The sequence below is a fragment of the Streptomyces sp. NBC_01235 genome (assembly GCF_035989285.1).
In the GTDB taxonomy this organism is placed as follows: Bacteria; Actinomycetota; Actinomycetes; order Streptomycetales; family Streptomycetaceae; genus Streptomyces.
In genome coordinates, this window is the sequence record NZ_CP108513.1 from 40,580 (window position 1) to 51,755 (window position 11,176).

General features: G+C 68.5%; 10 protein-coding genes and 1 pseudogene. 6 read left to right on the forward strand and 5 right to left on the reverse strand.

Annotated features, from left to right (window positions below):
• Positions 1–90 precede the first annotated feature (90 nt).
• Positions 91–567, forward strand: coding sequence for a DUF4265 domain-containing protein (locus OG289_RS00180; RefSeq protein ID WP_327311955.1), 477 nt, complete (start codon positions 91–93; stop codon positions 565–567).
• A gap of 28 nt (positions 568–595) precedes the next feature.
• On the opposite strand, the gene OG289_RS00185 is transcribed toward OG289_RS00180, so the two are convergent.
• The gene (locus OG289_RS00185; protein ID WP_327311956.1) at positions 596–1,015 is read right to left on the reverse strand and encodes a hypothetical protein; all 420 of its coding nucleotides are present in this window, start codon (positions 1,013–1,015) and stop codon (positions 596–598) included.
• A gap of 316 nt (positions 1,016–1,331) precedes the next feature.
• Between OG289_RS00185 and OG289_RS00190 the strand changes: the two genes are divergently transcribed.
• The 3 genes from OG289_RS00190 to OG289_RS00200 are packed head-to-tail and all read left to right on the forward strand — an operon-like array spanning position 1,332 to position 3,796.
• Positions 1,332–2,078, forward strand: a complete 747-nt coding sequence (locus tag OG289_RS00190; RefSeq protein WP_327311957.1) for a hypothetical protein — start codon at positions 1,332–1,334, stop codon at positions 2,076–2,078.
• A gap of 39 nt (positions 2,079–2,117) precedes the next feature.
• On the forward strand, positions 2,118–2,492 hold the full coding sequence (locus OG289_RS00195; protein WP_327311958.1) for a hypothetical protein: 375 nt from the start codon (positions 2,118–2,120) through the stop codon (positions 2,490–2,492).
• Positions 2,493–2,548: 56 nt separating this feature from the next.
• Positions 2,549–3,796 (forward strand): MFS transporter, encoded by a 1,248-nt coding sequence (locus OG289_RS00200; RefSeq protein ID WP_327311959.1) that lies wholly within the window; start codon positions 2,549–2,551, stop codon positions 3,794–3,796.
• 231 nt (positions 3,797–4,027) lie between these two features.
• Here the strand turns inward: OG289_RS00200 and OG289_RS00205 are convergent, their stop codons facing one another.
• A complete protein-coding gene (locus OG289_RS00205) occupies positions 4,028–4,807 on the reverse strand; it encodes a carbon-nitrogen hydrolase family protein (protein WP_327311960.1) in 780 nt (259 codons plus the stop codon).
• Positions 4,808–4,856: 49 nt separating this feature from the next.
• On the opposite strand from OG289_RS00205, the pseudogene OG289_RS00210 reads away from it, so the two are divergent.
• Positions 4,857–5,810: pseudogene (locus OG289_RS00210) on the forward strand (IS256 family transposase); the annotation flags it as partial.
• A 316-nt stretch (positions 5,811–6,126) separates the two neighbouring features.
• On the opposite strand, the gene OG289_RS00215 reads toward OG289_RS00210, so the two are convergent.
• From OG289_RS00215 to OG289_RS00225, 3 genes are all read right to left on the reverse strand, one after another.
• Positions 6,127–7,176, reverse strand: a complete 1,050-nt coding sequence (locus OG289_RS00215) for a ketoacyl-ACP synthase III family protein (RefSeq protein ID WP_327311961.1) — start codon at positions 7,174–7,176, stop codon at positions 6,127–6,129.
• Positions 7,177–7,449: 273 nt separating this feature from the next.
• Positions 7,450–8,892 carry an MDR family MFS transporter gene (locus OG289_RS00220; protein ID WP_327311962.1) on the reverse strand — a complete coding sequence of 481 codons (1,443 nt, stop codon included), beginning with the start codon at positions 8,890–8,892 and terminating at the stop codon, positions 7,450–7,452.
• 172 nt (positions 8,893–9,064) lie between these two features.
• Positions 9,065–10,288: a cytochrome P450 gene (locus OG289_RS00225; RefSeq protein WP_327311963.1), complete on the reverse strand. Its 1,224-nt coding sequence runs from the start codon at positions 10,286–10,288 to the stop codon at positions 9,065–9,067.
• A gap of 647 nt (positions 10,289–10,935) precedes the next feature.
• Here OG289_RS00225 and OG289_RS00230 point away from each other — a divergent pair.
• Positions 10,936–11,151 (forward strand): hypothetical protein, encoded by a 216-nt coding sequence (locus OG289_RS00230; protein WP_327311964.1) that lies wholly within the window; start codon positions 10,936–10,938, stop codon positions 11,149–11,151.
• Positions 11,152–11,176: the final 25 nt, after the last annotated feature.

Here is an 11,176-nt window from a genome sequence, read left to right on the forward strand (position 1 = left end):
CGGGAAAGGCCGAGGCCGCCCCTTTTGTGGTGCCGGTGCCCGGCTCCCCCGGTGCGGGGCGGTGTCGAACGAGGCAGCATGATGCCCGTCATGGGCGACACAGGCGAGAAGATCAAGGTCTGGTTCCGGTTCGTTCCTCGCGAGGGATGGTTTCCGCAGGACACCGAGGGTCTATGGGGGACGAAACTCAGCGAGGACACTGCCAGGGTGCGGAACGTCCCTTTCCTCCAGGACGGAGTGGCTGAGGGCGACGTGGTGCGGTTCGCCACCGATTCCGATGGACTCCACTGGGCTGTGGGACGGGTCAGCGCCTCTGGCAACTGCACCGTTCGCGTTGTGCCCGTCCCCGACGGACCCCTGGGACGCAGCCCTCATGCGGTACACCAGTGCCTTTCAGCGTTCGGGCTCGGAGGGGAGGTCTTCAGCGAGGAGTTCCCCATGGTGGCCTTCACCGTTCCCGCTGGGGCGGACTTCGCCGGTGTCAAGGCGCTCCTGGCTCAAGGTGAAGGAGAAGGCTGGTGGCATCATGAGGTCGGCTGCGCCAACGACGAGTGGTGGAACGCCTGACGCGCGCGCCCTGACTGTCCACCGGCCTTCAAGGGGAAGCTCCCGGCCGCGGTAGCGGGACTACGGACGCGTTTGTGGCGGAGGCGGCCAGGGCTGCGTTCTCCAGGGTCAGGAGGCTGATGGCAGTCGCGTAGCTCTTGAGGCGTTGTTCGAGCTCAGCGCAGTGCTCGATCAGCTTGGCACGCTTGTCTTTGAGGTCATCGTGTTCGCTGAGCCGCGCGGCGAAGGCCTTCGGAGTGGCTGCTGCGGACTGTACTTGGGCCTGGAAAAGCTCCTTGAGGTCCAGGTGCTGATGGGTGAGATGCCAGCGTTTGACGCCGGCCTCGATCGCCAGCTGCGAGACGCTGAGGCGTCCGCTGGATCGCAAGGGGGTCGCGTCCAGAAGGCGGTCCATCGCGGCGAGGATCGCCTCACGGATGGGGTCGGCAGCGGGTGCGGTGGCTGTCATTCTTCGACGTCTCGTTCGTGCTCGTTGACGATGCGGTCCGAGCGCCGCAGCTCGTGGAGTTCGCGTGCGTATCGAATCGGGGGCGCGAGCCGATCGGCGGTGGCTTTCAGCAGATCGTCGCGCTCGGCTTGGACTTGTTCGATGTCGCGATCGGTGCGGGCGATGTTGCGGCAGCGAGGGCTGCAGTCGTCGATGTCGGGTGTGACGAGCGGGTCGTTGGCGGTCCCTACGTGCGGCGCAACCCCGGCCCCTGCCCGCTGACCACACCATCCCGCGTGACCGCGTCTCCACCGGCCGGGTCTTCGGCCACGAAGCGATGCGCCACCGGATCGAGGACTTCGCTTCGTGGTCCTCCCAGCTCGCCCTCCACCTGGACTGCCGGCACGAGATCGTTCCCGACGACCCGCACGGAACGATCGGGGTACCACGCTTCCGGCGGTCGCTGGCCTGGCGCATCGCGCTCCGCCCGGGCGGATTGGTCGCGCTGGCCATCCAGTACGGGCACATACGCACTGCGATGAGCGCCGGATACGCCGCCCGCGGCCGCGGCGGCATCCACGAGCTGCTCGACATCGAAACCGCACGGGCCACCGCCGACACTCTCACCACCCTCCACGACGACCTCGCCGCCGGGACCGGAATTTCCGGCCCTGCCGCCCGGCGCGCGATCCACGCCGCCGCCCAGGCCCCGGCCTTCGCCGGGTCCATCCGCACCCACCGCCAGGCCCGGGACATCCTCGGCAACCCGGCCCTGACCGTCTACGACAACCCGCAAGCGTTCCTGATGTGCGTCTACAACCGCGACCGGGCACTCTGCCACCGCCTGGACATAGCCGACACCCCACAGCTGGACCGATGCCAGCCGTCCTGCGCAAACGTCGCGCGCGCCGACCACCACGCCGACCAACTCCTGCGGCAGGCAACGAGCTTGGAGAAACAGGCGGCCTCCGAGGCACTCCCCGGCCCGCTCGCCGACCGGCTGTCCCAGCACGCCGAAAAACTGCGCGCTCTGTCCGACCGTCACCATCACGACCGCCTCCACACTCAGGAGCCGACCTCATGAGCCCCGCCCCCGACGAGCGCCAGCGCATCCGCGCCCGCCATGGACCGCATCCTCAGCGGCACACCCGAGCACTCCAACGGCGCCCTCACGATCGTCGCCCTCGCCGTCGAATCCGGTGTCCCGCGCAACGCACTCACCCAGCGGCACACTGACTTGAAGAACGAGTTCTACGAGAAGGTCCGCGCCCGCGGCGCCACCCCGGACAGCGAGCAGCGCCTGCGCAAGCAGGTCCGCCGACTCAAGGAGCTACGAGCTGCCGACGCGGAGGAAATCGCCCAGCTCAAGGCCGACGTCGAGGCACTGGTGGGCGCTCTGCACCAGGCCATGGTGGAGAACGGTCGCCTGCGCCATCAACTGGCGGATCGTTCTTCGGTAGTCCGCACACTCCCGGCGCAGGCGCCTTTCCCCCAGTAGCAGCCAGGTGTAAAACCCGTTGATGGGCGCGCCGCCCAGCCGCGACGATCAGGCGCATGTCTGCCGCCCTGGCGCCACTGCGTCACTGCCCGTTCCGTCACCTCTTCATCGGTACGACGGCCAACCTGCTCGGCAACGGGGTGGCGCCGATCGCCCTGGCATTCGCCGTGCTCGACGCCACTGGCTCGGTCGGCTCGCTCGGGTTGGTGGTCGGCGCCCACTCCCTCACCAGCATCGTCTTCCTGCTGTACGGCGGGGTGTTGGCGGACCGGCTGCCGCGCGGCCCGCTGCTGGTCGGCAGCAGCGTGGTCAGCGCCGCGAGCCAGGCGATGGTCGCCGCCCTGGTCCTCACCCACAGCGCCACCATCCCCATACTCATGGTGCTCGCCGCGGTCAACGGGGCGTCAGGTTCCTGCTACCAGCCCGCCGCCCAGGCCCTGCTGCCCCAGACCGTGCCGGTCGAGTCCCGCCGCGCCGCCCTCGCGCTCTCCCGGATCGCGGGCAGCAGCGCGATGATCGTGGGTGCCTCGCTGGGCGGTGTACTGGTCGCCGCGGTCGGCCCCGGCTGGGGCCTGGCCGTCGACGCGCTCAGCTTCGCGCTCGCCGCCGCGTCCTTCGCGCTGGTCCGCGTCCAGGTCGCGCCGCCCGCGCCCAGCCCCGGCGTAGTGCATGAACTGCGCGTCGGCTGGCAGGAGTTCACCTCCCGCAATTGGGTGTGGGTGATCGTGGTGGCCTTCTGCTTCCTCAACGCCGGCATCACCGCCTCGTTCACCGTCCTCGGCCCGGCCGTCGCCGACACCACCGGGATCGGCCGCACCGGCTGGGGCCTGGCCGTCGCCGCGGGCTCGCTCGGCGCGGTCGCCGGCGGCGTACTGTCGCTGAGATGGCGGCCCCGGCGCGCGATCCTGGTCGGCTGCGCGCTGATGGGCCTGACGGCGATGATTCCGCTCCTGCTCGCGCTCGCCCCGTACACCTGGGTGCTGGTCGTGGCCAACTTCGTGGCGGGCGTGGGCATCGAGCAGGCCGGCGTCGCCTGGTACTCGACCCTCAACGAGCAGATCCCCGAGGACCGCCTTGCCCGCGTCTACGCCTACGACGACCTCGGCTCCTACCTCGCGCTCCCGCTCGCCCAGTTCGCCGCCGGACCCGCCGTACTCCTCCTCGGCCTCCATGCCACCCTCTACGCGGCCGCCGCGCTCATCCTCCTCGCCACCCTCACCATGGTCGCCACCCCCTCCATCCGCGCGCTGGCCCCGAAGACCGCAGAACCGCTGCCCGCCTCCGAAGATCCGGTGCCTGGCTGAGCTCGACTCTGACGTAAAAATAGCCACAGGTGGGCACGATGGTGCGCCCAGCAGATCCGTGCCCGCTGGGTTTCGTCCCGGTGGTTCGTCCGGTGTTCTCCATGGGGTCGAGGGTGACCCGGTATCGGTACGTCAGCCGTTTCACCAGGTGCGGAACGGACTGAATCCGAGGTGTTCGCGGCGCCCGGAGCCATCCCGGACGCCGCGAACCCCTCGGATTCTGCCTCTGAGCTAGAAGGCCGCTGTCCGGTCTTCGCTGCGCGGGTCGCTCACCTGATGCTCCGTGTAGATGCCCGCGCGCGCCTCACGACGCCAGGGACGCCCGTAGGTCACTGCGTCGGCGGCGGCCTCGGAACTGTCGTCGAGGTTCACGACGGCTACCGATGGCGAGTCGTCCGCGGGGCACCGCGCAAGCCAGTCGCCGTTGGGAGCGACGATTCCGGACGGCGCGGTGGCGCTGTGCTGTGAGGGCACTGACAAGCTGACCCAGTAGCTGTTGACCGTGGCGTGACCTTGGGCTTGGGCAGCGGTGTTACCCGGAGTGCCGCTGGTGGAGAACAGGACGCCATCCAGCTTCTCGTATTCCGCCCACAACTCCGGGTAGTGGATCTCCATGCCGAGCAGGCAGCCGAAGCGCACACCGTCGACCTCGAAGGTCACCGGTGAGACGCCCGGCGAGTACATGTACGAGACCTTCGTCTTCGACAGCAAGCGCTCGTCATAACGCGTGACGACCCCGCCGCGATCGGAGATGACGTAGAGGCTGTTGTGTGGACGGTTCGGGCCGGTCAAGCGGTGCACCGATGCGATCACCGTCCACAACCGCAACTCGCCAGCCAGCTCGGCGATCGCAGCCAACTCCGATTGGAGCACCGGCCACTCGCACCGATCCCAGTCCGCCGGGCCGACCGCGTCCGGGCCGTCGACGGACATGACGAACTTGCTGGGAAAGCAGATCGCGCCTTCCGGAAAGTGCACGATCCTCGCTCCCTGAGCACTGGCCTCGCGCATCAGAGCACGGACCTCACGCCCGCTTTCGCACAGCGCTTCCGCTCGAGCCCCAGCTGTGGTCAAGAAGCGTCAGCGGCGTCTGGGTGGGGTGGACGAGATGGTCCTGTCGCTGTCGGCAAAGCGGCTGACGCATGGGGAGATCTCCGCGCATCTCGCCTAGGTGTACGGCACGGAAATCTCCAAGTCCACGATCTCCACGATCACCGACAGTGTGATGGCCGGCATGACGGAATGGCAGAACCGCCCGCTGGACAGCGTCTACCCGGTCGTCTTCATCGACTGTGTGAACGTGAAGGTCAGGGACGGGCAGGTCGCCAACCGGCCCGTCTACATGGCGGTGGCGGTCACCGCCGAGGGGCATCGGGACATTCTGGGCCTGTGGATCGGCGACGGTGGTGAAGGTGCGAAGTACTGGCTCCAGGTCCTGACCGAGATCAAGAACCGTGGCGCGGCCGATGTCCTGATGCTGGTCTGCGACGGCCTGACCGGTCTTCCCGACGCCGAGAATACCGTCTGGCCTGCGACGATCGTCCAGACCTGCGTCGTTCACCTGCTGCGGAACAGCTTCGGTTAGGCGGCCCGGCAGGACTGGGAGAAGATCGCGAAGGCGCTCAGGCCCGTCTACACCTCGCCGACCGAGGAGGCCGCGTTGGAGCGGTTCGTGGAGATCACCGACGCCTGGGGCGGGAAGTATCCGGCGATCGTCCGGCTCTGGGAGGCGGCCTGGGCGGAGTTCGTGCCCTTCCTCCGATTCGACGTGGAGATCCGCAAGATCGTCTGCACCACGAACGCGATCGAGAGTATCAACGCGCGGATCCGCAAGACCGTCCGGGCCCGGGGGCACTTCCCCACCGACCAGGCCGCTCTCAAGTGCGTCTACCTGGCCGTCATGAGCCTGGACCCGACCGGCACCGGACGTAAACGCTGGACTATGCGCTGGAAGGCCGCGCTCCAAGCCTTCGACATCACCTTCGACGGCCGGCTCACCGCCGGACGCCGGTGAACAAAACCGCCCGAGTTCCACCGTTCGCACAGACCCCGCTCGAGCGGGGCCCCAGCGGCTTCCGATCGCCCAGTGGGCCCAGACCCATTCGGCAGCCTTTCTGTCTACCCAAGGAAGATCGTCCGGGTCAGCTGGCCCGGCCCGTCCGACTACGACACGATCAACGGCAGCGACTTGCGGTGCGCGTCGTCGTAGCCACCGGCGACGAGCTGTGGGACGGCGGACAGCTGGCGGCCCAGCCAGTCGCCGTTCGGCACTTTCATGGCGTCCGCCAGGATTCTGAAGGGCGAACGGTCGGGGACCGGAGCCACAGGAGTCAGACGGTCGCTCCGGACCACTGCGGCTCCGCCACGATCTCCAGGACCGCACAACCGAAGGTGTACCCGTGACCGAGGCTGGACAAGACGACCTTGTCGCCGGGCCCTACCGCCCCGGACTCAAGCAGGTGGGTGAGACCGGCGATCTGGTCACCCGCCCCCAGGTGTCCAAGCCTCCGGCCCAACTCCCAGTTGGTCTGGTCGACATGGATACCGGCGACCTCCTGGACTACGTCCCAGTCGACGACCGTCCGCCCCGCATGCGGGTACACAAACCGCGCGACGTCCCCCAGGCCGACACCCGCCTCGCCCATTGCCATCTCCATGACCGTCTGCTGACCTACCGCCAGTGCCTTGGCGAGGTCCTTCACGTCCACACCTGTGCCCAGATACTCCTTGAGTCGCCGCCGCATGTCGATCGGCCAGCCTCGCTCACCCGCCGCCGCGGACCAGGGCCCCGTGCCCCGGTACACGCCTTCGTGGGTAACGTCGGAGATCACCGCGGTGGACAGCAGTCGGGCCACGCCCGGGGCACGGGTCAGTACCAGGGCGGTGGCGCCGTCGCCCCGGGGCAGCCCCTTGTCCGAGCGGTAACGGTCGAACATCGGCAGCTGGTACTTGTCGCTGGTGGTGATGAGCGCCGCGCCGGCCTGTGGCCGTGCCGTCAGGTGCGCCGCGACGAGGTCGACAGCCGCAACACCGCCGTTGGACGCCTGCTGCATCTGGATCGCCGTGGCCTGGCCGCCGACCGTGCGGGACTGGATGTACGAGGCGGGCGACCAGTGGTCCAGTCCCTGGAAGCCGGAGCTGGTGACGTGCACGACGAGACTGAAGTCCTCATGGGCGGCCCGGCTGCGGTCGAGGGCAACCCGGGCCGCCTCCACTGCCATGTCGGCCTGGCTGGTGTCGTCCATCACGCTGACGCTCACCAGGTCGTCGGCCGCGCACTCCTCGGCGTCATAGCGCCCCTCGGCCACCGCTCGCCGTACGTCTTCACGCCGTCCCAGCCGAGCTGCTGACGCGTCGACATAGACCTCGTTCCATATCATTGCTGGCGCCTCTCTCATCGGCTCGGCCAAAGGTCGTCGCCCGGGGCGGGGCCATGCCTCCCGTGTGGACGGCGTACCGGTGCGGGGCACACGCACACTGCGAGGGTGGCCATTGGCGACCAACCGTTCCCGCAGGCGCTCCCCCGTCGCTTCTTCGAGGACGCGTGCGCTGCGCTACCGGCGCCCTCCATGATCCCCCCGCACGCTAACACGCTGCCCAGAGTCACAACACTCCTTCGCCCCGCACCCGCCGGTACGGGAGCAGTCTTTAACTCAGCTTTGCGGACGGCCTGTTGGGCTTATGTCCGTCGTCTCAGGTGCCGCTGACACCTTCTGCTGAGTGGACCGCTCGCTGGCGACGAGCAGCAGCATGGGGGCGATCGCGCACAGGCTGATGGCCAGGGTCCACCAGAAGGCCGTGCCGAACGCGGACGCCTGCATTGCACTCGTCGTGGCGGTGTCGAGCCTGCTCTGCAGCACCACGGCGAGTACAGCCGTGCTGAGCGAGCCACCAATGCGCTGAAGCACGTTGAGCTGAACCGTGGCGTCGCCGATGGCTTCGGGCGGAACGGCCCGGTAGGCCGCAGTCATGATCGGCACCAGAATGGCACCGACGCCGAAGCCCCGTACGACCATGGCGGCAGCGAGCCACCCATAGGAGGTATGCGCGCCTATGAGGGCGAACGGGATCGTGGCTGCCACGCTCAGCACCCCGCCGAGCAGCGCAGCCCGCCCGCTGCCCACGGCGTCGACGAGTCGTGAGCCGCATCCGACGGCAAACGCGACGCCGATACTCTGCGGTATGAGCAGCAGCCCCGTGGCGACGGCGTCCTGGTGGCGGACGACCTGGAAGTAGAGCGGCATGAGGATGACCGAGCCGAACAGCACCGCGCCCAGGCAGAAGTTGGCAAGGGAAGCCGCCGCGTAGCCGGGCCTGCGGTACAGGCGCAAATTCATCAGCGGTGTACGGGCCCGCAGGGCGTGGACGACGAAGACCGCCAGGAGCACCACCCCGCAGACGATCCATGGGAGCACGGACTCAGAGGTGAACCGGCCCGTCTCGCTGAATTCGGTGAAACCGTATGTGACCCCGACGCAGCCCAGCGCGAGCAGCGCCAAGCCGGGTACGTCGAGGCGGCCCGCGTCCTCCGCCTCGTCGGGCGGCAGCAGCCGCAGCGCAAGCACGACAATGAGCACACCGATGGGCACGTTGACCAGGAACGTCCAGCGCCACCCTGCGTGCTCCAGGAGCAGTCCGCCCACGGCCGGGCCGAGGATCGGGGCGAGGACGGTGGGCACACCGGTGATGCTCATTACCTTCGCCATCCGCTCGGGCCCCGCGGCGCGCACGGCGATCATCTGCGCCACAGGGGTGGCCATCGCCGCAGCGGCGCCCTGCACGACGCGGAACGCGATCAGCTGGTCTGCGGTGTCGGCCAGGCCACAGGCGAGCGAGCCCAGAGTGAAGGCCGCGATGGACAGCACGTACACGCGCCGGGCGCCGAAGCGGGTTGCAGCCCAGGCCGACACGGGCAGCACGGCGGCAAGGGCGAGGAGGTAGGCGGTGACGAGCCACTGGATGGTCGCCAGGGGCGCGTCGAAGCGCTCGGAGAGAGTTCTCAGCGCCACGTTGATGATGCTGGTGTCGAGGAAGGCGAGAAATGCCCCCAGCGTCGTCACCGTGAGCACCCGTCGCAGCTGCGGGGTGAAGGACATGCGAATTCCGTCTCCGTTCGTCACCGTCGAGAGCCAGCACAGACGTGCGCACAACCATGGACCGGACCGTATGAAGGCATGCACCGCGGCAGGCTCTCGCGTAGCTCGAGCGCGCGCAGCCCTTCCACGGGTCGACGTTCGCTCCTTCCGTACGCATCCGTCTTCTCGTTGCTCACACGCTGATCGGCAGCCGCGCCGCACCGCGCAGGCTGAGGAGGCCGTTCCACTCGACCTCGCCGTTGAGGGCCAGGGCTGGGAAGCGCCGCACCAGTTCGCCAATCGCCACCCGGCCCTCTATGCGGGCCAGCGCCGCGCCCAGGCAGTGGTGGATTCCGCCGCCGAGGGAGAGCTGTTTGCGGGCGTTCTCCCGGTCCAGGCGCAACTCCTCCGCGTCCGGGCCGAAGAACTCCTCGTCCCGGTTGGCGCCTGCCAGGTTGGCGAGTATGAACGAGCCCGGGGGAATCTCGAACCCGCCGACCTGGTACTGCTCGAGGTTGATCCGCCTGCTGTTGTGCACCGGCGCGTCGTACCGCAGCATCTCCTCGACGGCGTTCTCGATGAGTTCCGGCTTGGCACGCAACAGTTCCAGCTGGTCGGGGTTGCGCAGCAGGGCGAGCGTGCCGCCGGAGATCAAGTTCACGGTCGTCTCGTGGCCCGCGACGTAGAGCATGGTGACCTGGGCGACGAGCTCGTCGTGACTGAGTACGTCCCCGTCGTCCTCGACCGCGATGAGCTCGCTGAGCAGGTCGTCGCCGGGGTTGTCCCGCTTCCAGGTGACGGCCTCGCCGACGAGGTCGAACAGTTCCGCGTCGGCCGCCTCGACGGCCCTCATCACCTCGGGGTCCGTGGTCGGTTCGACGGAACGCATCAGCATGCCGGTGAGGTACCGCATGTGCTTGGTGTCGGTCGGCGGCATCCCGAGCATCCGCGATATCACGGTGAACGGCAGCGGGAACGCCAGGGATTCGACCAGGTCACCGCCGCCGGCGGCGGAAACGCCGTCGAGCGCCTCGTCGACGAGGGCCTGGATCCGCGGCTCCATGGCGTAAATGGCACGCGGGGTGAACGCCTTGGAGACGAGCTTGCGCAGCCGGGTGTGGTCCGGCGCGTCCCGGTCCAGCAGGGCAAGCCCCTTCAGACGCGGCTCATCCGTGACCCCCGCGTTCGTGTACGCGTCGCGGAACGGGCCGGGGGCGACATGGCGCTGCTCGACGGAGAGCCCGGAGCGCAGCAGCGCGTCCACGTCCGCGTAGCGGGACAACATCCAGAAGCCGCCCGGGTGTTCGTGTACCGGAACCTCTCGGCGCAGCTCCGCGTAGTGCGGGTACGGATCGGCCATGAATTCCGGCGTGAACGGGTTGAAGATCAGGGGCTCGCTGTGCGGCACCGTGCTCATGGTGAACTCCTCTGCCGAGCGCGCTCGCGTCGGCATTTGTGTACCGGTGACAGGGGGACGTCTTGTTGGTCGAGCGATCCGCGGTGGGACGGGGGCTTCTCAACCCGTCGTACGCCGCGCCCGACTCGGTTTCGTCGGCAGGCAATCGGCGCTGGGGGGAGGTGGTCCCGGTTGCTGCGATGATGCCGGTGGTGCCCGGCCGGGACAATTGATCATCGTAGCTTCCTTTCCTCCGTCGCTCCGGTCCCGGATTTCGCACGTGCCTCGTTCGGTTGGAACGGGACGTGTGTCGTGCGGAATGAGTTGTCGGCTCGTTGACGCGATGTGCCGATGTTGTCGCGTGCCACGCGGCCATGGACGCACGGTCCACAGATGATTGTGGAGATCGCACCGATGGTGGAGAGGCGTCTGGGTGCTCCGCCTGCCTCTGCCGAGTTTCTGCGCGAACTGGACGTGACCGGGAACATCGACGTGCTGTGCCCGGTTCGCGAGGTCGCGCATGTGGCGCACGGTTGGGTCATCACAGTCCTGGTCCCCAACCGACTGTCCGCACCCGCTCCGCTGGTGCGGGTCGCCGACTGGGCTCGGGAGTGGGCAGTTGGAGGAAGCCTTCGGGATCGAGGCGGACCCGGAAAGGCCCGCTCGCCGTGGCCCCGGTCTTCTTGCACCACGACCGACGCACCGTCTTCCTCATCACCGTGATCTGCCTGGCCCTCCAGGCGTTCTGCCTCATCGGACGCCTGCAGGGCCAGGCCCTCGGCAACGACCGGCCCACGCTCGGGCTCTGTCTCGACAGCCGGGCCCTCCAGCCGACCGGACGCCTGCCCCTCTCCCACCTCGCCGGCCTCCGGATCCCGACCTGAACAGCCACAGGCCCGCCAACCATTC